This is a genomic window from Caproicibacterium sp. XB2 (genome assembly GCF_044880635.1).
Taxonomy (GTDB): Bacteria; Bacillota; Clostridia; order Oscillospirales; family Acutalibacteraceae; genus Caproicibacterium; species Caproicibacterium lactatifermentans.
The window spans coordinates 1647234-1665901 of the sequence record NZ_CP173227.1; the positions used below are offsets into that span (position 1 = coordinate 1647234).

The following is an 18668-nucleotide window of genomic DNA, read 5'->3' on the forward strand; positions in this document are numbered from 1 at the left end:
CTCACAGCTCTTTGCCGCACTTTTTGCAAATGCGGGTCTTGGTGCCGTCCGCAGCGATCTTGTGGCCGACACGGGTAGGTTTCTTGCAGCTGGGGCAGACCACCTGGACTTTGGAAGCGTAAACCGCGCCCTCGCCCGTAACCTTGCCGCCTTCTTCGCCCATTTTGCGGGGCTTGACGTGCTTGGTGACCATGTTCAGCTTTTCGACGATGACCTTGCCCTCACTGGGGCTGACCGCCATGACTTTGCCCTGCTTGCCGGCATCGCGGCCAGAGAGCATCACAACAGTGTCACCGGTTTTTACATGCATTTTATTTGCCATATCCTGTGACACCTCCTTACAGAACTTCCGGCGCAAGGCTCAGGATCTTCATATAGTCGTGGTCACGCAGTTCACGTGCCACTGGCCCAAAGATACGAGTACCCTGCGGGGTTTTGTCATCTTTAATGAGTACGGCTGCATTTTCGTCAAAACGAATGTAGCTGCCGTCGTCGCGGCGAACGCCGTTGGAAGAGCGGACGATAACCGCCTTTACTACGTCGCCTTTCTTTACTGTGCCGCCCGGGGCTGCTTTCTTTACGGAAGCGACCACAACGTCACCGATATTCGCATACCTTCTGCCGGTACCGCCCAGCACGCGGATGCACATAAGCTGCTTCGCGCCGGTGTTATCGGCAACATTGAGGTAAGTCTGCTGTTGAATCACAGTGCGTTCCTCCTTTGCTAAAGGGCAAAACAGAAATTATTTTGCCTTCTCGATAATCTCCACAAGACGCCAGCGCTTGTCTTTGCTCAGCGGGCGGGTTTCCATCACACGCACGCGGTCACCAATATTGCACTCGTTCTTTTCATCATGTGCTTTCAGCTTAACGGTACGCTTAATGACCTTTTTATACAGCGGATGCTTGACACTATCCTTAATAGCAATCACAATGGTTTTGTCCATCTTGTTGCTAACTACGGTGCCAACCTCTGTTTTGCGGTTATTTCTCTTTTCGCTCACGATGTTTTCCCTCCTTCCGGTTACGCTTCGGCGCTGTCTTTAAGTTCATTAGCGCGCAACACGGTCTTAATGCGGGCAATGTCCTTTTTAACAGCGGAGATACGCATCGGGTTGTCGAGCTGGTTAATCGCAAGCTGGAAGCGGAGGTTAAAGAGCTCCTCTTTCAGGTCCTTGAGCTTGCTCTCGAGCTCTGCAGTGGTCATATCCCGAACTTCAGAAGCTTTCATGACTGGGCAACCTCCTCTTCCTTCTTAGTTACAAACTTTGTCTTAATCGGCAGCTTGCTGGCGGCCAGGCGCATAGCCTCGCGTGCGGTTTCCTCCGGGATTTCGCCCATTTCAAACAGCACACGGCCGGGCTTTACCACAGCCACCCAGTATTCCGGGGCGCCTTTACCTTTGCCCATTCGGGTTTCAAGCGGTTTCTTGGTATACGGCTTGTCGGGAAAAATCTTAATCCAAACTTTGCCGAAACGTTTGCAGTAACGAGTCATAGCAACACGAGCTGCTTCAATCTGGTTTGCGGTAATCCATGCTGGCTCCAATGCCTGCAGGCCAAAATCACCGTATGTTACCTTGTTGCCGCGGTAAGCTTTGCCGGTCATACGGCCACGGTGCATTTTGCGGAACTTTGTGCGCTTAGGCATTAACATTATCTGCGGCCTCCTTCCCTACGGGACGGACGGCGCTGTGACTGCCGGTTGTTTCTGTTGTCAGCGGCATCACTGCGGCGGTTGTCATGCAAAACTTCGCCCCGATAGATCCAGACTTTCACGCCGATGCGGCCATAGGTTGTAGCAGCTTCTGTAAAGCCGTAGTCGATGTCGGCGCGCAGGGTCTGCAGCGGAATCGTACCATCATGGTAGGATTCTCTGCGAGCGATTTCTGCACCGCCAAGGCGGCCGGAAACCTGTGTTTTAATACCCTTAACGCCCATCTTCATGGCGCGGCCGATGCACTGCTTCATGGCGCGGCGGAAAGACGTACGTTTTTCCAGCTGCTGTGCAATGTTTTCTGCAACCAGCTGTGCGTTCACATCGGGGTTCTTAACCTCGATAATATTGATGGAAACAGGCTTGCCCAGCATTTTTTCACACTGCAGACGGAGCTTTTCAATCTCTGTGCCGCCCTTGCCAATAACCATTCCTGGCTTTGCGCAGTGAATATGAATGCGGACTTTGCTTGCGTCACGTTCAATTTCAATCTTCGGGACACCCGCTGCATACAGCTGCTTTTTCAGCGCCGTGCGCAGGTTGTAGTCTTCCACCAGGGTATCGCCAAAGTCCTTTTCATTGACGTACCAGCGGGAATCCCAATCGTCAATAACACCAACACGTAAACCGTGCGGATTAACTTTCTGGCCCATTGTGTAACCTCCTCTGCTTTATTCCTTTTCCTTAAGCACCAGCGTCACGTGAGAAGTCCTTTTCAGGACCCGGTACGCGCGGCCCTGTGCACGCGGACGGATGCGTTTGAGGATCGGGCCCGGGCATGCATAGCATTTGGACACGTACAGCCGGGAAACGTCCATGCTGTGGTTGTTCTCAGCATTCGCCACGGCCGACTTGAGCAGCTTGACCAGGTACTCAGATGCGGCTTTCGGGGTATTTTGGAGGATAGCCATAGCTTCGTCCACCGGCTTATTGCGGATAAGGTCCAGCACGATAGACATTTTACGGGGGGAAATACGGGCGTATTTCAGGTTAGCCCTTGCTTCCATGTGATACACTCCTTTCAGCCGTTCGAATTACTTCCGGCAGATGTTGTCGGGGCAGTGGTCTTACTGCCATTATGACCTTTAAAAGTACGGGTAGGGGCGAACTCGCCCAGATGATGCCCGACCATATCTTCTGTAATATACACCGGAACGTGCTTGCGGCCGTCATGAACCGCAATGGTATGACCGACAAATTCCGGGAAAATGATGGACGCGCGGCTCCAGGTCTTTACAATTTCCTTTTTGCCGGAATCGTTCATCGCTTTGATCCTTTTCAGCAGACCAGGCTCAACAAAAGGACCCTTTTTAATGCTTCTGCTCATAGTTAAAAGCTCCTTTCTCTAGCCTTATTTGCCGTTTCTGCTCTTCACAATATACTTATTGGAAGCTTTACGGCGATTGCGTGTCTTATAACCCAGTGCAGGCTTGCCCCACGGGGTCATAGGACCAGGATGGCCGACAGGTGCTTTGCCTTCGCCGCCGCCATGCGGATGGTCGTTCGGGTTCATAACAGAACCACGGACGGTCGGACGCCAGCCCATATGACGCTTGCGGCCAGCCTTACCAATCTTCACATTCTCATGGTCGATGTTGCTGACCTGGCCGATAGTGGCCATGCAGGTTTCAGGCACGTTGCGCAGTTCGCCGGAAGGCAGACGCAGCAGCGCCATGCCGTTTTCCTTAGCCATCAGCTGTGCCATAATGCCAGCAGCACGTGCCAGCTGAGCACCCTTACCGGGATACAGTTCCACGTTGTGGATGTAAGTACCGGTTGGGATATTGGCCAGTGGAAGTGCATTGCCGGGTTTAATATCGGCAGCTGCACCGGAAACCACCATGTCGCCGACCTTGAGGCCGTCCGGCGCAATGATGTAAGCTTTTTCGCCGTCTTCGTACTGCAGCAGTGCGATGAAAGCGGAGCGGTTCGGGTCATACTCAATGGTCTGAACCGTTGCGGGCATGTCCGCCTTCTGACGCTTAAAGTCGATGATGCGGTACTTGGTACGGTTTCCGCCACCGCGGTGGCGGACGGTGATGCGGCCATAGCTGTTGCGGCCGGCGGTCTTTTTATTGGTATCCAGAAGGCTCTTTTCCGGGCCTTTCTTGGAAAGCCCTGCGTAATCCGTCACCGACATGTTGCGGCGGGACGGAGTACTGGGCGTATAGTTCTTAGTAGCCATTCTCTGATTTCACGCTCCTTAAACTTGGCTTTGCGGGGTGTTCCGCATTTTAACAGATACAGAAAGCGGTGCCTTTTGCGGGGCTACCGCGCAGACCGAAGCCTGCCCCCATACGTTGCCGGAAAAGCCGGTCTTTCTTTATCTTTCGGTTTACAGCATGCCGTCGAAGAACTCGATGGATTTGCTGTCTTCCGTCAAAGAAACGATGGCTTTCTTCCAGGCAGGGGTGTAACCCTGGTTGCGGCCCTGGCGGCGCAGATGGCCGCGGACGTGCAGGGTGTTCACTTTGCGCACCTTAACGCCGAAGAGTTCCTCGACAGCGTTTTTAATGTCCAGCTTGGTTGCACGGGGTGCGACCTGGAACGTATAAGCTTTATTTGCGACGCCGCTCATTGCCTTTTCGGAAATGACCGGGCGCAGAATAATCTCATGTGCAGTCATTATGCGTATACCTCCTCGATCTGGGCTACGGCGTCCTTTACAATGATGAACTTGTCAGCGTTGAGGATGTCGTAAACATTGAGGGTGTTGGTCAGGGCGGTCTTCACGCCGGGGATGTTGCGGGCGGAAGCGATGACGGTCTTGTCATTCTCCGGCAGGACCAGCAGCACATGCTTGTCAGCGCCCAACGCCTTCAGCATGTCAGCTACGGTCTTGGTCCGATAAGTTTCCAGCGGAAGGCTGTCCAGAACGATCATCTGGTCATCCTTCACTTTGCTGGAAAGGGCAGACTTCATGGCCAAGCGGCGGACTTTCTTGTTCAGCGTGTAGCTGTAGTCGCGCGGCTTTGGTGCAAAGACGATGCCGCCGTGAGTCCACTGGGGAGCCCGCGTGGAGCCCTGACGTGCATGGCCTGTGCCCTTCTGGCGCCACGGCTTTTTGCCGCCGCCGGAAACCTCGCTGCGTGTCAGGGCACTCTGTGTACCCTGGCGGCGGTTGGCGAGCTGGTTCTTCACCACGTCATGCATAACACTGACGTTGGGTTCGATACCGAAAACGGCCTCGGAAAGGTCGAGTGTACCGACCTCTTTACCGGTCATATCTTTTACTGTAATCTTAGGCATTGCGGTTCCTCCTTCCCTTAAGCTTTCTTCACTTTGACGCTGTCACGGATGCAGACGGTGCCGCCGTTGGGGCCGGGCACAGCGCCCTTGATAGCGATGAGGTTGTTTTCCGCGTCGACCTTGGCAACAGTCAGGTTCAGCACGGTCGTGGTAACAGCGCCCAAATGGCCGGAACGCTTCTTGCCCGGGAAAACACGGGACGGATCAGAACAGCAGCCTGTGGAGCCGCCCATACGAGCGACTGGACCGGTACCGTGGGATTCTTTCAGGCGGCCGAAGTTCCAGCGCTTTACCACGCCGGCCCAGCCTTTACCTTTGCTGGTGCCCTGTACATCCACACGATCACCCTCTGCGAAGGTATCTGCCTTTACGATGTCGCCGACTTTTAAAGCGGAGGTATCGTCTAGGCGGAACTCACGCAGTGTCTTCTTGGGGGCAACGTCGCCCTTGTCGAAGTGGCCCTTCATGGGTTTGTTCATGCGGCAGGTTTTCAGCTCACCGAAGCCCAGCTGAACACTGTCGTAGCCGTCGTTTTCAACGGTCTTTTTCTGTGTCACCGCGCAGGGGCCGGCCTCAATGACAGTGACCGGAATGACATTTCCCTTTGCGTCGAAGATTTGCGTCATGCCAATCTTCTTGCCGATGATTCCTTTTTGCATTTGTTGTTTCCTCCTATGCAGGTTATTGGTTGGCCAAAATGCCAACGTGACCTCGGCCGCACGCAGCCCCTTTCGGGACTGCCCGGTTGGTTGAGAGTCTTCCACTTATAAGGTAAAGCCTTACAGTTTGATTTCAATCTCAACGCCGGCGGGGAGCTCAAGGCCCATTAGAGCCTCAACGGTGGTGTTGGACGGTCTGAGGATGTCGATTAGGCGCTTATGTGTGCGCATCTCGAACTGTTCACGGCTGTCCTTGTACTTATGAACAGCGCGCAGGATGGTGATAATCTGCTTCTCGGTCGGCAGCGGGACAGGGCCGCTTACGCGGGCACCAGTGCGCTTTGCAGTCTGCACGATTTTTTCGGCGGACTGGTCAACCAGCTGATGGTCATATCCTTTAATACGGATCCTCATTTTTTCTTTGACTGCCACTTTGGATCGCCTCCTTGTAAAATTGGCGGACAGATCCTGGCCGCAGGTGCTTTTTTGTAAACACTGTGCCGGGTGTTTCTTCCTGACCCAACGAAAAACCGGATCTCCCACGAAAGTGGGGGACCCGGGTGTCAGCAAAAAAAGCCCGAACAAACCTGTTTCCCACTGTGGGGAAACCTGCTGCCCATGATTCTCTCTCGCCCGGTTTAAAATCGGACATACTCCACGGAAAAACCGGCCGCATAAGGGCCGCAACCTCCCGCTTCAACGCATATCTGTCGCAGTCGTACTCAATTATAGTATCATAAAGGGGCAGAGAATGCAAGCTTTATTTTCAGTTTTTTACATCTTTTTCAGACTGTGCTGAATACGCGGTCCCCAGCCATGCAGGTACTGATAAATACTGGACAGGCCGCCCATCAGGGGTGTGTCCCATGTGCGGGAAAATCCGGTGACAAAGGAATCCTTCAGTGTCTTTCTGGGCCACGGTTTCAGCGGCTCATCCTTCCATGGCGTGTGGGCACGGTACTTCAGGTAATCCGGCTTGAAGGGAGAAGCATATTCCCGATACCACGGCTTGGTTGGCAGTGAACCGCCAATGTAGTGAACCAGCCGCACATCCGCCAGCGTATCGTCCAGTTCCCGCAGGGTAAACGTTGGCTTTTCACTGGTGCTGCGCGCTGAAACACAGTTCATAGAAAGGCGCGGTACGCCAGCCGGGTAATTCCAGCGCATGTCCAGCCGGTGCACCAGCTTCGGCGGCAGCGCAAGGTTCAGCATGGACTGGTCACAGTACTGCAAGCGTTCCCCATATCCGCGCAGAATGCTGCGGCATCGCTGCTGCAGCTCATGACGGCGGCAGTTCGCAAGGTCAAACAGCAGGACACCCGCATTGAAATAGAATGGCGTATTATAGAACACCCTGTCCACATACAGCGCAAGAAACGGTGTGCAGTCCAGCGATGCCGCCACGCATCTGTCCCCCATCTGTGTTTCCCACAGAGGACGCAGCGGTGCACAGCAGACAACGTCACCATCCAGCCAAAGAATGCGGTCCAGCGTTGGAAACGCATCACACAGGCAGGCGTAAATGTATTGCACGCTGCTGCCGCGCCACCGAGGCAGGCGGTATTCCTGCAGCATGGGCGCAATGTAAGGTTCCGGGTCCATACAGATGATTTGGGCGTTGGTAAAGTCGTCCGCCACACTGCACATTTTACGCCGCAGTGCTTCCGGCACTTTCTCACACAGCAAATAAACACAAATGGCATCGTTCTGGTTATTCTCGAACACCGAGCGCATTGAAACCGCTGTCTGTTCACAGTATCCGGCATTTGTACCGTACAAAAAGTTCATCATCCGTGCCGAGCCGCCTCCTTCCGTTTTTGCTGCAAAGCTTTTTTCGCGCTGGCCGCACATACCCATCCGCAGGTACGGGCTGTCAGCCTAGCGATCTTATGTGGGCGCATACCGGTACAGGCAAAGGCCGCTGCCGGTTTGTCATCTTTGGAGAGAATGCCGGCGTATCCCGCGCCGGTCAGCATAACGCCGGTGCTTTTGCCGTACACATCATACAGCGCCGCGCCTACAGCGGCAGCACCGGCCGCCGCACAAATCTTCAGTAAAGTGGAAGCCTTCATGGTTCTCCTTTCCGGCAGAGCCGTTTTGGCACCAGCCGAAAACTGGTGCCCGCATATCTGCTTATGATTGTCTGTCTACTCTATTATATACAAAATAATCTGTACCGTATCTTAGTATTGACGGCCCCAGTATACCATATGCTTGGCAGGCTTGCCGCAGCAGACACAGGTATCGGCGAGGTTCTCTTCCTCAAACGGGATGCAGCGGGACTTCACGCCGCCGGTCTCCTGCTTCAGCTTTTCCTCGCAGGCAGGGTCGCCGCACCACATAGCCTTGATAAAGCCGGGACGGTTCGCCGCGATGTCGAGGAACTCCTCGTGCGTGCGGGCAATGCTGGTACGAGCCTGCAGGTTCTTTGCCGCGTTGTCATACAGAATATCGTGTACTTTCTGCAGCTCTGCCTTTACGGCGTCAGCAAGACCATCAAGCGGCACAAAAGACTTGTTGCGATCCGGACGGCGTACCAGTACGCACTGCTCCTTAGCAATATCCTTCGGCCCAATTTCCAGACGCAGAGGCACACCCATCATCTCATACTGGGCAAACTTCCAGCCCGGGGACTGCTCACTGTCATCCAGCTTAACGCGCAGACCGGCCGCCTTCAGCTGCTCAAACAGTTCGTTTGCCTTGTCCAGTACGCCGGGCTTGTGCTGCGCAACTGGAACGATGACGACCTGAATCGGCGCAACCGCCGGCGGTAGGACCAGCCCGCTGTCGTCGCCGTGTGTCATAATGATGCCGCCAATCATGCGGGTAGAAACGCCCCAGCTTGTCTGAAACGGTGTTTGCAGCTGATTGTTTTTATCTGTAAAGGTAATTCCAAAGTTTTTGGCAAAGCCATCGCCGAAATAATGGCTGGTACCGCCCTGCAAGGCCACGCCGTTGTGCATCATGGCCTCCACAGTATAGGTAGCTTCAGCGCCCGCGAACTTCTCGCTTTCGGTCTTGCGGCCGCGCAGCACCGGTATGGCCAGCACTTTTTCAAAGAACTCTGTATAAACATCCAGCATGCGCAGTGTTTCGGCCTTTGCCTCTTCCGCTGTGGCATGCATGGTGTGTCCCTCCTGCCAAAGGAATTCACTGGTACGCAGGAACGGACGTGTCGTCTTTTCCCAGCGAACCACGTTGCACCACTGATTGTAAAGCTTCGGCAGGTCACGCCAGGAATGAATAATCTTTTTGTAGTGCTCACAGAACAGTGTTTCACTGGTTGGGCGAATGCACAGGCGCTCCTCCAGCTTGTCGTTGCCGCCCTGTGTTACCCACGCAACCTCCGGCGCAAAGCCCTCGACATGCTCTTTTTCCTTGTTGAGCAAGCTTTCCGGAATCAGCAGCGGCATACATACGTTAACGTGCCCCAGTTCCTTAAAGCGCTCGTCCAGGATTTCCTGCATGTTTTCCCAGATTGCATAGCCATACGGCTCTATAATCATGCAACCTTTCACGCTGCTGTAATCCATAAGTTCCGCTTTTTTTACCACATCTGTATACCAGCGGGCAAAGTCTTCTTCCATCGGCGTAATTTCTTCTACCAGTTTTTTCTGCTGTGCCATTTATTTTTCTCCTTCGCTTGGGATTTATCAGTCCTGTTTCCGGACCTGCCGCAGGGCCGGAAAGAAAAGGCCCACACCCACCTGCCTGCACGGCAGAAAAAGGTCAGGCCGAATGAATCTATTATAGTGAAAAAAAGGTAGGATTGCAACCGATACTTCCCCGCCGCAGGTACAAAAAAAGCCCCCGCCCGGCAGGGCAGCGGCTTCCGCAGACTTTTTACATGTGCTCTTCCAAATAATTGACCACATCGCCCACTGTTTTCAGATTCTCGATTTCTTCATCCGGAATCTCCACATCGAACTCATCTTCCAGGGACATCAGTAAATCCACAACATCCAGCGAATCGGCTCCCAGGTCGTCGGCAATGTTTGTGTCGGCTGTAATATTGTCCTCCTCCACATCAAACTGCTCGGCAAGGATGTGCTTGACCTTTTCCAGTACCATTGGTTTCCCTCCCTTAGCTTTCCGTTATAGACAAACCGTTCCGGTCTGGGTATAATGGGCTTAAAAACCGGAACAGTGCCGCAGGATTGATTTTTTTCTATCCATCATACTATTAGCATCATTCGCCTTTGTCAATATCTTTCTCAAATTTTTATTTTTATTCTTGTAAATATTTTGTATAGGAGGAAATGTGATGCAGCAAAAGCATTTTGCCGTGGTCGGTCACCCCATCGGCCACACAATGTCGCCGTTTATTCACCGTCGGCTTTTTCCGCTGGCAGGCGTAAATGGCACCTATACCAAGCTGGATATCCCCCCGCAGGAACTTTCTGCACAGTTCACTGGCACACTGCGGCAGCTTTCCGGTTTCAATGTGACTATTCCGCACAAACAGGCCATTCTCCCGCTGCTGGACCAGCTGGAGGGTGACGCGGCCCGCTTCGGCAGCGTAAACACTGTAGCTGTACGGGATGGACAGACCATTGGCTGCACAACGGATGGAATCGGCTTTCTCCGCGCGCTGAAAACGGCGGGCATTCCGCTGCAGGGGCAGATTTTGCTGCTGGGCAGCGGCGGTGTCGCCCATGTGCTGGCAAACGAGGTCCTTCGTGCGCCAAACGTAACCGGTCTGACTGTCCTCATGCGCCGCCACACGGACGAACGGCCCGACAAAAACGATTCTGCCGCAGATGCTGCCTGCAAAAAAGCGCGGCGCGGCGCGCGTGAAACAGCATTTCTGCAAAGTTTGAGCACTGCGGACAGCGGTGTGCCGGTACGTGTGCTGGACAGTGCGGGTCTTTCGCAGGACCGTACGTTTTACGACCTGCTCATCAATGGCACCAGTGCGGGAATGTACCCAAACCTATGCACCTGTCCGGTCAGCCGAGAGGTCATTGCCCGCTGCAAAGCTGTCTTTGATGCCGTGTACAACCCCGGCGTGACCATTCTTGTGAAAATGGCGCGGGATTTGGGAAAGCCTGCCGCCAGCGGTATGGGCATGCTGGTGTGGCAGGCCGCCGCCGCTGAAGAGTTTTGGTTCTCCTGCCGGTTTGACACCGAAAAAGTCCGGCCCATCATTGGTGAAGCGGAGCAGGCCATGCGGCAGCAGTTCGGTAATATCGTTCTGTGCGGCTTCATGGGCTGCGGCAAAAGCACCGTCGGCAAACTGCTGGCTGCCCGCACAGGACGGCAGCTGGTGGATACCGACCGCTGGATTGAAAAACAGGAAGGGCGCACCGTTTCTCAGCTGTTCGCCGAACACGGGGAAAAGTGGTTCCGTCAGCGTGAAACGGAACTGTGCCGAACGCTGTCACGCCGGACCGGGCTGGTGATTGCCACGGGTGGCGGCGTGCTTGCCAATCCCCTAAACGCGTGCATTTTGCGCGAAACGTGCACGATTGTGCTGCTGCAGCCGCCGTATGAGGTGATTGCTCACCGTCTTTCCGGCGACCACTCCCGCCCGCTGCTGGAGGGGCCGGACAAAGACGCCGTGGCACGCCGCCTGTATGACCAGCGTATGCCGCTGTATCAGGCCGCGGCCGACTTTGCCGTGCACGCGGAGGACAGCCGCACCGCCGCCGAGCAGATTTATGCCGTCCTTTCGGATGAGGAATAGACTTTTTGTATTTAAAGTAGTAAAACTGCATTGACAAATCCACGTCCGCTGTATTATAGTTAAAAAAGCCCGCCGTATGCAAACCGCTTCGTATATTTTTACTTCGCAATACATAAAGGAGCTTTCGCAATGTCTGTTTTCTGCGCACATCGATTTAGCAGCTTTTCTTTTTCCGGTCATTTCTTTGCCCGGGAAACTTTGCTGCGCGCAGATTTCTGGAAGAAGCTTTCCCTTTAAAATTTTTCAAAAAGGGACCGATCCCTATCAGGCTTCAGACGGAGTTGGCAAGCAGCTCCGTCTTTTTTTATAGCCGCAGGAGAGAATTCGCTTTAGGAGGCGTGTTGAAAATGATTATTGTTTTAAAACCCGGCTGCACCGACAGCCAGCGCGAGGAATTCATCAAGGACCTAGAAGAAACCTACGGTGTATCCGTCAATACATGGGTGGGCGCACAAAGCACCGTGCTTGGCCTTATCGGGGACACCGCCGCGATTGATATTGACAACATCGGTGCAAACGAAATTGTGGATTCCGTCAAGCGTGTGCAGGAACCGTACAAGCTGGCCAACCGCAAATTTCACCCGGATGACACCGTTATTCACCTGCCGGGCGGGCTTTCCATCGGTGGAAAACAGCTTGCCTTGATTGCCGGTCCATGCAGTGTGGAATCCAAACCGCAGATTACGGAGATTGCCCGTCGTGTCAAGCAGGGTGGTGCCCAATTCCTGCGCGGCGGCGCATACAAACCGCGCACCAGTCCTTACGCATTTCAGGGCCTAAAGGAAGATGGACTGGAGCTGCTGCAGGAAGCGAAAGCTGAAACAGGCCTTCCCATTGTCACCGAACTGATGAGTGTACGGCAGATTGACCTGTTCCTCAAGGCGGGCGTGGATATTATACAGGTGGGCGCACGCAATATGCAGAACTTTGACCTGCTGCGGGAACTTGGCCACCTGCAGACCCCGATCCTGCTGAAGCGCGGTCTTTCCGCTACCATTGAGGAACTGCTGATGGCTGCCGAGTACATTCTGGCTGGAGGCAACCAAAATGTCATTCTCTGTGAGCGGGGCATTCGTACCTATGAAACCTACACCCGCAACACACTAGACATTTCGGCTGTGCCGATTCTAAAGCGTCTGACGCACCTGCCGGTTGTCGTGGACCCCAGCCACGCGGGCGGCATTTCCTGGCTGGTGGAACCGCTGGCTATGGCGGCCGTAGCTGCCGGTGCGGACGGTCTTATCATTGAAGTACACAATAACCCGAAGAAGGCCCTCTCAGACGGTGCACAGTCCCTGACACCGGACCAGTTCGACCATGTGGCCGCACGCATCAAAAAGGCTGCGCCGCTGTTTGGCCGTACATTATAATTATAGAGTTTTATCGAAAGGGGCGCGTTATTTTGCATATTGTCATTGTCGGGCTGGGGCTGATAGGCGGCAGCCTTGCCAAAGCCTTTACGAAATACACTGACTGTCACGTTGCCGGCATCGACTCCGACCCCGCCACGGTGGAGGCCGCCCTTGCCTGCGGTGCCATCACAAAGGAGGGTGACAACGATGACCTTCGACAGGCCGACATTGTGTATCTGTGCCTGTACCCGCAGGCCGACATTGACTTTGTGCGCGCACACCTTTCCGCCTTCGGGAAACATACGGTTCTGACGGACGTGTGCGGCATTAAAACAAAGGTGTGCCACGGACTGTGCGCACTGGCAAAAGAGGGGGGTTTTGTCTACTGCGGTGCTCACCCCATGGCTGGCACAGAAAAGCACGGCTTTTCCGCTTCGCGCGCGGATATGTTTAAGGGTGCCAGTTACATTTTGGTGCCGTGCAGCGCCCCGGAACCGGTGCAGGAGCTGCTGCGGCAAACGGCGTTTCAGCTTGGTTTTGGGCGCAGTGTCTCCACCACACCGGAACATCACGACCAGTTGATTGCCTTTACCAGCCAGCTTCCGCACGCACTGGCCTGCGCCTATGTGATGAGCCCGTGCTGCCCGGAACACCGCGGCTTTTCCGCTGGAAGCTATCGTGACGTTTCCCGTGTGGCAAACATCAATGAAGTCATGTGGGCGGAGCTGTTTTTGGATAACCAAACTGCTCTGACTGGGGAACTGAATACCCTGATAAAGAACCTTTCCGACATTCGGGACGCTGTTGCTGACGGCGACCAAAAACGACTGGAAGCGCTTCTGCGGCGGGGCCGTCTGATTAAGGAGGAACTGGGAGAATGACAATCACTGTACATACAAATCCATCCTATGACATTCTCATAGAAAATAACTGTATCCGGCAGATTGGGCCGTACGCCACAACACTGCTGCCCGCGGCGAAACGCTGTGTGGTGGTGGCCGATACCCATACGGCGCCCCTTTACGCTGACACCGTTCTGCGCTCTCTGCAGACGGCGGGCATTCTCGCCTCTTTGGTGACTTTTCCCGCCGGTGAACAAAGCAAAAATCTATCCACCATTTCCCGCCTGTACGCGGCGTTCTCCCAATCGAACCTTACCCGCAGTGATTTCGCCGTGGCACTGGGCGGCGGTGTGTGCGGCGATATGACCGGCTTTGCGGCGGCTACATGGCTGCGCGGCATTCCGTTCATCCAAATTCCCACCAGTCTGTTGGCACAGGTGGATTCGTCCGTCGGCGGCAAAACCGGCGTAGACTTGCCGGAAGGCAAAAACCTAGTGGGTGCCTTCCACCAGCCCTCTCTGGTCCTCATTGACCCGCACACGCTTTCCTCCCTGCCAACTGCTTTCTTCTCTGATGGCATGGGGGAAGTCATTAAGTACGGCTGTATCCGCAGCCGCGCACTGTTTGAGCGACTGGAAACAGAGGACTGCCGAAAATACCTGCCGGAGGTTATCGCCGCCTGTGTGGACATCAAGCGGCAGGTCGTGGAAAAAGATGAGCGTGACACTGGTGAGCGGGCCATTTTGAACTTTGGTCATACATTTGGCCATGCACTGGAAACGCTGCAGAATTATCATGGCCTGACGCATGGTGCCGCTGTGGGTGTCGGCATGGTTCTGATTACCCGCATGAGTGAACAGAACGGCATGACCGCCCCTGGCACAGCAAACCGCATTGCGGCCCTGCTGCACCGGTACGGCCTGCCGTCTGTCTGTACCGAATCCATGCAGGACCTCATTTCCGCAACCGCGCATGATAAGAAATCCACTGGAAACAGTGTGAAACTGATACTGCTGAAAGATATCGGCCACTGCTGTATACAGAAGGTACCGCGTGCGGACCTGCCCCGGCTGTGCCGGGAAATGCAGTGAGCCGCGTGCGGCTTTTTCCCGGTGCACTGCGGGGAACGGTGTCACCGCCGCCCAGCAAAAGTGCGGCCCATCGGGCCATTTTGTGCGCTGCGCTCGCCCCGGGAAAAAGTGTTCTCTCGCCCATCGGCACCAGCGCGGATATGCAGGCAACCATCGGCTGTATTCGTGCGCTTGGTGCACAGGCAGTGCTGCAGGGTGACACCCTGACCGTAACAGGCATTTCCGGTTCGCCGAAAGCGCCGGTCACGCTCAACTGTCTGGAAAGCGGCTCTACCCTGCGTTTTTTGATACCGGCTGTCGGCGCACTGGGCGTACCAGCTGTTTTCACCGGCTGTGGGCGGCTGCCGCAGCGCCCTCTGGGCATCTACCTTTCTCTGCTGCCGCAGCAGGGTCTGTGCTGTGAAAGTACCGGCGGTCTGCCGCTGCGCATCTCCGGACAGCTGCAGGCAGGCGTGTATTGTCTGCCAGGCGATGTTTCCAGTCAATTTATTTCGGGACTTTTGTTTGCGCTGCCGCTGCTTTCCGGTGACAGCGAGATACAACTGACCTCACCGCTGCAAAGCGCTTCCTATGTCCGCATGACGTGCCACATGCTCCAGCAATTCGGCATTTCTGTTCTGCCGTACCAAGGCGGCTGGAAGGTCCCCGGCGGACAGCATTTCCGTGCCCGCACACTTTCCATTGAACGGGACTGGAGCCAAGCGGCATTCCTGCTGACAGCCGGTGCGCTGGGCGGGCAGGTATCGCTCACCGGTCTGGACCCAAGCTCCGCACAGGGCGACCGCGCGATCATGCCGCTGCTGACACAATTCGGCGCTTCCCTGCGCTGGAAAAACGGTATTCTCACCGCCGAAGCAAATCACTTAACGGGCTTTGATATCGACGTGGGGCAAATACCGGACCTTGCACCGGTGCTGGCCGCAGCCGGACTGTTCGCCGAAGGGCGCACCCGTCTGTACAACGCCGCCCGCCTGCGGCTAAAAGAAAGCGACCGGCTGGACGCCCTGTACCACATGGCGGTTTCACTGGGTGCGCGGGCAGAACAAATGGAGGACACCCTTACCTTGTGGGGTGGCCGGCCGTTGCCCGGCGGCACCGTGGATGGCTGCAGCGACCACCGCATTGTCATGGCCGCCGCTGTTGCCGCCCTGCGTACACAGGGGCCTGTTACGATTACTGACGCACAGGCAGTACAAAAAAGCTGGCCGGAATTTTTTACGGTTTATCAGGAGATGGGAGGAAACGCAGATGTCATCGTGGGGTGAACGGGTAAAAATCAGTATTTTCGGTGAAAGCCATGGACCGGCCATTGGCTGTGTGCTGGAGGGCCTTCCCGCAGGCGAAGCAGTGGATATGGACGCAGTACAGCAGCAAATGCGCCGACGGGCACCGGGTCGGGACCGAACCAGCACACCGCGGCGGGAGGCAGACATTCCGCAGGTGCTTTCCGGACTTCTCAACGGTGTGACAACCGGCGCGCCCCTGTGCGCTGTCATTGCAAATACCAACACACGTTCCGCCGATTATCAAAATCTGCTGGAGGTACCACGCCCCGGCCACGCCGATTACACCGCGTGGGTAAAGTACCACGGCTGCAATGATGTGCGCGGCGGCGGGCACTTTTCCGGCCGGCTGACCGCTCCGCTGGTATTTGCGGGTGCCGTATGCCGCCAAATTCTCGCACGGCGTGGCATTCTGGTCGGCGCGCACGTCTGGTCTATCGGGCAAGTACACGACACGCCGTTTTCCAATATCACCGCTCCCATACTGAAAGCCTGCGGCTCCGCCAATTTTCCAGTGCTGGACCCGCAGAAAAAGGATGCTATGTACTGCGAGATTGACACGGCACACGCGGCGGGCGACAGTGTCGGCGGCGTGGTAGAATGCGCCTGTTTGGGTGTACCCGCGGGCCTTGGCGGCGAGGGAATGTTCGGCGGCATAGAAAGCCTGTTTTCCTCGATTCTGTTCGGCATTCCCGCCTGCAAAGGTGTGGAGTTCGGCGCGGGCTTCGAGGCGGCTGCCCTGCATGGCAGCGAAAACAACGATGCGTTCTTCTACGACGCGGACGGCACCGTAAAAACCCGCACCAACAATGCCGGCGGCATTTTAGGCGGCATTACCACGGGAATGCCCATTTTGTTCCGTGCGGCCTTTAAGCCTACTCCCTCCATTGTGCGGGAGCAGCACAGTGTGAACCTTGCGACCGGTAAGGACACTCTGCTGTCCGTACACGGGCGGCACGACCCCTGTATTGTGCCGCGCGCGGTTCCTGCGGTGGAGGCTGCTGTTGCGCTGGCGCTTCTCAATATAGATGGTATTTTAGAGCATATTGCAAAGGACTGAACGATAAAATGGATTTAAAGGATATCCGCCGTGAAATAGATACGATTGACAGCCAGTTGCTGCCGCTGTTTGTTCAGCGCATGGACTGTGCCAAAAAAGTGGCCGAAGCTAAAAAGCGGGATGGCATTCCGGTGCACAACGCCGCACGGGAAGAGGAAATTCTGGACCGCATTTCCGCAAAGGCCGGCCTCTACAGTGGTGCGGCACGCATTGTGTACCGTACCATTATGAGTGAAAGCAGTGCCCTGCAGCACCGGCTGCTGGGTTCCGGCGGCACCCTGCGGAAGACCATTGCCGCCGCCCCAAAGGTACCCGCCTTTCCCGAAAGTGTTGCCTGTTTAGGCGGGCCGGGCTCCTACAGCCACAGTGTCGTGTCATCCCTGTACCCGCGGGCACAGGTCCAGTTCTACAACCGGTTTGATGATATTTTTCGCTGTGTGGAACAGGGCAATGCAGGTCTGGCGGTTGTCCCTATGGAAAATTCCAGTGCGGGCAGTGTCAGTGACGTGTACAGCCTGCTGATGCAGTGCCGCTTTTATATTGTTGCGGCAAAGACCATTCGGGTACATCAGTGCCTTGCCGCAAAGGAAAGCAGCCCCGCATCTGTCCGCTGCATTCAGTCCAAAAAAATTGCCCTGCAGCAGTGTTCCCGGCGGCTTTCTGCCCTGCACCTGCCGCTGCAGCCAGTCAGCAGTACCAGCGCCGCCGCCAAGGCCGCCGCGGAAGATGCTTCCATTGCCGCTGTCTGCAGCGAAAGCGCCGCCCACAAGTACGGTCTGCACATACTTGAACGTGACCTGCAGAACACCGACAACAATGCCACCCGCTTTGCTGTCATTAGCCGGCAGCTGTGCATTCCGGACAATGCGGAAAAAATCAGTCTCTGCTTTAATGTGGCCCACACCACCGGCAGCCTGAACGCTGTACTGTCCCGCTTTGCCGCCGCAGGAATGAACCTGACAAAAATTGAATCCCGGCCCATTGCGGGCAAAGACTTCGAGTATGATTTTTATTTGGATTTTACCGGAAATGTGCGTGACCCCGCCGTGCTGGAACTTCTGTGCTCTCTGCAGGAGGAACTGCCGCGTTTCCATTTTCTTGGTAACTACTGCGAAGTACACACGGAATAACGTTCTGCCGGTCCCGCAAAAGGCAGGCTGATTTCATTTGCCATGGGCCTCGGCTTTTGGCTTATGGTGTGTATGGTGTGCTTCGGCATCGGCGCGGACTGGATTGCCAAACGGCAGTACCCCTATACAAAAAAACAAGAGAGGGCGGGCGCAGTGCCTGCCTTCTCTTGTTTGCAAAAAGTCGTACTGTCTATTCTTACAGTGCCGCTGTTACTTCTACTTCGACCAAAACATTCTTTGGCAGCCCTTTCACCGCTACGCAGGAGCGCGCGGGCTTGCCGGTAAAGTATTTGCCGTATACTTCATTGAATGCGGAAAAATCCGCCATGTTGGCAAGGAAGCAGGTTGTCTTCAGTACCTTTGTGTAGTCGGTGCCGGCGGCCTTTAGGATATGGCCGATGTTCTGCATAACCTGCTCAGCCTGCACGGCAATGTCCCCCTCCATGATTTTTCCGGTAGCTGGAATAATCGGAATTTGGCCGCTGAGATACACAGTATCGCCGGAAATCACGGCCTGTGAGTACGGACCAATAGCGGCCGGTGCATCTTTGGTATAAACAGTTTTCAACATCAAAATAACTTCCTTTCTCCCGGCAGGCA

At 55.3% G+C, this 18668-nt stretch carries 25 protein-coding genes; 7 read left to right on the forward strand and 18 right to left on the reverse strand.

Annotated elements, in window-relative coordinates; genetic code table 11:
* Position 1 precedes the first annotated feature (1 nt).
* From rplX to acpP, 17 genes are all read right to left on the reverse strand, one after another.
* Positions 2-322, reverse strand: a complete 321-nt coding sequence (gene rplX, locus ACIHKT_RS08265) for a 50S ribosomal protein L24 (RefSeq protein ID WP_086036522.1) — start codon at positions 320-322, stop codon at positions 2-4.
* A gap of 16 nt (positions 323-338) precedes the next feature.
* Positions 339-707 carry a 50S ribosomal protein L14 gene (rplN, locus tag ACIHKT_RS08270; protein ID WP_174192787.1) on the reverse strand — a complete coding sequence of 123 codons (369 nt, stop codon included), beginning with the start codon at positions 705-707 and terminating at the stop codon, positions 339-341.
* Positions 708-743: 36 nt separating this feature from the next.
* Positions 744-1004 carry a 30S ribosomal protein S17 gene (gene rpsQ, locus ACIHKT_RS08275; protein ID WP_086036524.1) on the reverse strand — a complete coding sequence of 87 codons (261 nt, stop codon included), beginning with the start codon at positions 1002-1004 and terminating at the stop codon, positions 744-746.
* 20 nt (positions 1005-1024) lie between these two features.
* Entirely contained in the window at positions 1025-1231 is a 207-nt protein-coding gene (gene rpmC / locus ACIHKT_RS08280; protein ID WP_086036525.1) for a 50S ribosomal protein L29, read from the reverse strand.
* Positions 1228-1656, reverse strand: a complete 429-nt coding sequence (gene rplP / locus ACIHKT_RS08285; protein ID WP_086036526.1) for a 50S ribosomal protein L16 — start codon at positions 1654-1656, stop codon at positions 1228-1230. The genes rpmC and rplP overlap by 4 nt, the downstream gene beginning before the upstream one ends.
* The gene (gene rpsC / locus ACIHKT_RS08290) at positions 1656-2369 is read right to left on the reverse strand and encodes a 30S ribosomal protein S3 (RefSeq protein ID WP_086036527.1); all 714 of its coding nucleotides are present in this window, start codon (positions 2367-2369) and stop codon (positions 1656-1658) included. Before rpsC ends, rplP begins: the two co-directional genes overlap by 1 nt.
* Positions 2370-2387: 18 nt before the next feature.
* Positions 2388-2723 (reverse strand): 50S ribosomal protein L22, encoded by a 336-nt coding sequence (gene rplV, locus ACIHKT_RS08295; protein ID WP_086036528.1) that lies wholly within the window; start codon positions 2721-2723, stop codon positions 2388-2390.
* Positions 2724-2737: 14 nt separating this feature from the next.
* Entirely contained in the window at positions 2738-3043 is a 306-nt protein-coding gene (gene rpsS / locus ACIHKT_RS08300; RefSeq protein ID WP_086036529.1) for a 30S ribosomal protein S19, read from the reverse strand.
* A gap of 24 nt (positions 3044-3067) precedes the next feature.
* The gene (gene rplB / locus ACIHKT_RS08305) at positions 3068-3901 is read right to left on the reverse strand and encodes a 50S ribosomal protein L2 (RefSeq protein WP_086036530.1); all 834 of its coding nucleotides are present in this window, start codon (positions 3899-3901) and stop codon (positions 3068-3070) included.
* Between the two features lie 150 nt (positions 3902-4051).
* The gene (rplW, locus tag ACIHKT_RS08310; RefSeq protein WP_086036531.1) at positions 4052-4342 is read right to left on the reverse strand and encodes a 50S ribosomal protein L23; all 291 of its coding nucleotides are present in this window, start codon (positions 4340-4342) and stop codon (positions 4052-4054) included.
* On the reverse strand, positions 4342-4965 hold the full coding sequence (rplD, locus tag ACIHKT_RS08315) for a 50S ribosomal protein L4 (protein ID WP_086036532.1): 624 nt from the start codon (positions 4963-4965) through the stop codon (positions 4342-4344). Before rplD ends, rplW begins: the two co-directional genes overlap by 1 nt.
* Positions 4966-4982: 17 nt before the next feature.
* A complete protein-coding gene (gene rplC / locus ACIHKT_RS08320; protein WP_086036533.1) occupies positions 4983-5624 on the reverse strand; it encodes a 50S ribosomal protein L3 in 642 nt (213 codons plus the stop codon).
* Positions 5625-5744: 120 nt separating this feature from the next.
* Positions 5745-6056, reverse strand: coding sequence for a 30S ribosomal protein S10 (gene rpsJ, locus ACIHKT_RS08325; protein WP_086036534.1), 312 nt, complete (start codon positions 6054-6056; stop codon positions 5745-5747).
* A gap of 342 nt (positions 6057-6398) precedes the next feature.
* Entirely contained in the window at positions 6399-7415 is a 1017-nt protein-coding gene (locus ACIHKT_RS08330) for a glycosyltransferase family 8 protein (RefSeq protein ID WP_157658989.1), read from the reverse strand.
* On the reverse strand, positions 7412-7696 hold the full coding sequence (locus ACIHKT_RS08335) for a hypothetical protein (protein WP_086036536.1): 285 nt from the start codon (positions 7694-7696) through the stop codon (positions 7412-7414). Before ACIHKT_RS08335 ends, ACIHKT_RS08330 begins: the two co-directional genes overlap by 4 nt.
* Before the next feature lie 111 nt (positions 7697-7807).
* Complete coding sequence (gene proS / locus ACIHKT_RS08340; protein ID WP_086036537.1) at positions 7808-9250, reverse strand: proline--tRNA ligase; 1443 nt, start codon at positions 9248-9250, stop codon at positions 7808-7810.
* Positions 9251-9467: 217 nt separating this feature from the next.
* Positions 9468-9695, reverse strand: a complete 228-nt coding sequence (gene acpP, locus ACIHKT_RS08345) for an acyl carrier protein (protein ID WP_086036538.1) — start codon at positions 9693-9695, stop codon at positions 9468-9470.
* Positions 9696-9888: 193 nt separating this feature from the next.
* On the opposite strand from acpP, the gene ACIHKT_RS08350 reads away from it, so the two are divergent.
* The 7 genes from ACIHKT_RS08350 (at position 9889) to ACIHKT_RS08380 (ending at position 18068) form a co-directional block, all read left to right on the forward strand.
* Positions 9889-11310 carry a shikimate kinase gene (locus ACIHKT_RS08350; protein WP_086036539.1) on the forward strand — a complete coding sequence of 474 codons (1422 nt, stop codon included), beginning with the start codon at positions 9889-9891 and terminating at the stop codon, positions 11308-11310.
* A gap of 347 nt (positions 11311-11657) precedes the next feature.
* Positions 11658-12680: a 3-deoxy-7-phosphoheptulonate synthase gene (gene aroF, locus ACIHKT_RS08355; protein WP_086036540.1), complete on the forward strand. Its 1023-nt coding sequence runs from the start codon at positions 11658-11660 to the stop codon at positions 12678-12680.
* 32 nt (positions 12681-12712) lie between these two features.
* The gene (locus ACIHKT_RS08360) at positions 12713-13543 is read left to right on the forward strand and encodes a prephenate dehydrogenase (RefSeq protein WP_086036541.1); all 831 of its coding nucleotides are present in this window, start codon (positions 12713-12715) and stop codon (positions 13541-13543) included.
* Positions 13540-14595 (forward strand): 3-dehydroquinate synthase, encoded by a 1056-nt coding sequence (aroB, locus tag ACIHKT_RS08365; protein ID WP_086036542.1) that lies wholly within the window; start codon positions 13540-13542, stop codon positions 14593-14595. The genes ACIHKT_RS08360 and aroB overlap by 4 nt, the downstream gene beginning before the upstream one ends.
* Positions 14577-15860 carry a 3-phosphoshikimate 1-carboxyvinyltransferase gene (aroA, locus tag ACIHKT_RS08370; RefSeq protein WP_236858939.1) on the forward strand — a complete coding sequence of 428 codons (1284 nt, stop codon included), beginning with the start codon at positions 14577-14579 and terminating at the stop codon, positions 15858-15860. Before aroB ends, aroA begins: the two co-directional genes overlap by 19 nt.
* Entirely contained in the window at positions 15844-16938 is a 1095-nt protein-coding gene (gene aroC / locus ACIHKT_RS08375; RefSeq protein WP_174403035.1) for a chorismate synthase, read from the forward strand. Before aroA ends, aroC begins: the two co-directional genes overlap by 17 nt.
* Positions 16939-16946: 8 nt before the next feature.
* Positions 16947-18068, forward strand: a complete 1122-nt coding sequence (locus tag ACIHKT_RS08380) for a bifunctional chorismate mutase/prephenate dehydratase (protein ID WP_086036544.1) — start codon at positions 16947-16949, stop codon at positions 18066-18068.
* A gap of 196 nt (positions 18069-18264) precedes the next feature.
* Here ACIHKT_RS08380 and ACIHKT_RS08385 read toward each other — a convergent pair whose 3' ends face one another.
* On the reverse strand, positions 18265-18639 hold the full coding sequence (locus ACIHKT_RS08385) for a RidA family protein (protein WP_086036545.1): 375 nt from the start codon (positions 18637-18639) through the stop codon (positions 18265-18267).
* Between the last annotated feature and the right edge of the window lie 29 nt (positions 18640-18668).

Coding starts and splice junctions, on each gene's coding strand:
- ACIHKT_RS08350 (WP_086036539.1), top strand. CDS start 9,889: ATGCAGCAAAAGCATTTTGCCGTGGTCGGTCACCCCATCGGCCACACA.
- rplP (WP_086036526.1), bottom strand. CDS start 1,656: ATGTTAATGCCTAAGCGCACAAAGTTCCGCAAAATGCACCGTGGCCGT.
- ACIHKT_RS08385 (WP_086036545.1), bottom strand. CDS start 18,639: ATGTTGAAAACTGTTTATACCAAAGATGCACCGGCCGCTATTGGTCCG.
- rplV (WP_086036528.1), bottom strand. CDS start 2,723: ATGGAAGCAAGGGCTAACCTGAAATACGCCCGTATTTCCCCCCGTAAA.
- rpsC (WP_086036527.1), bottom strand. CDS start 2,369: ATGGGCCAGAAAGTTAATCCGCACGGTTTACGTGTTGGTGTTATTGAC.
- rpsS (WP_086036529.1), bottom strand. CDS start 3,043: ATGAGCAGAAGCATTAAAAAGGGTCCTTTTGTTGAGCCTGGTCTGCTG.
- proS (WP_086036537.1), bottom strand. CDS start 9,250: ATGGCACAGCAGAAAAAACTGGTAGAAGAAATTACGCCGATGGAAGAA.
- rplX (WP_086036522.1), bottom strand. CDS start 322: ATGGCAAATAAAATGCATGTAAAAACCGGTGACACTGTTGTGATGCTC.
- rplW (WP_086036531.1), bottom strand. CDS start 4,342: ATGACTGCACATGAGATTATTCTGCGCCCGGTCATTTCCGAAAAGGCA.
- aroF (WP_086036540.1), top strand. CDS start 11,658: ATGATTATTGTTTTAAAACCCGGCTGCACCGACAGCCAGCGCGAGGAA.
- rplD (WP_086036532.1), bottom strand. CDS start 4,965: ATGCCTAAGATTACAGTAAAAGATATGACCGGTAAAGAGGTCGGTACA.
- rpmC (WP_086036525.1), bottom strand. CDS start 1,231: ATGAAAGCTTCTGAAGTTCGGGATATGACCACTGCAGAGCTCGAGAGC.
- rplB (WP_086036530.1), bottom strand. CDS start 3,901: ATGGCTACTAAGAACTATACGCCCAGTACTCCGTCCCGCCGCAACATG.
- ACIHKT_RS08380 (WP_086036544.1), top strand. CDS start 16,947: ATGGATTTAAAGGATATCCGCCGTGAAATAGATACGATTGACAGCCAG.
- ACIHKT_RS08335 (WP_086036536.1), bottom strand. CDS start 7,696: ATGAAGGCTTCCACTTTACTGAAGATTTGTGCGGCGGCCGGTGCTGCC.
- rplC (WP_086036533.1), bottom strand. CDS start 5,624: ATGCAAAAAGGAATCATCGGCAAGAAGATTGGCATGACGCAAATCTTC.
- acpP (WP_086036538.1), bottom strand. CDS start 9,695: ATGGTACTGGAAAAGGTCAAGCACATCCTTGCCGAGCAGTTTGATGTG.
- ACIHKT_RS08330 (WP_157658989.1), bottom strand. CDS start 7,415: ATGATGAACTTTTTGTACGGTACAAATGCCGGATACTGTGAACAGACA.
- aroC (WP_174403035.1), top strand. CDS start 15,844: ATGTCATCGTGGGGTGAACGGGTAAAAATCAGTATTTTCGGTGAAAGC.
- aroB (WP_086036542.1), top strand. CDS start 13,540: ATGACAATCACTGTACATACAAATCCATCCTATGACATTCTCATAGAA.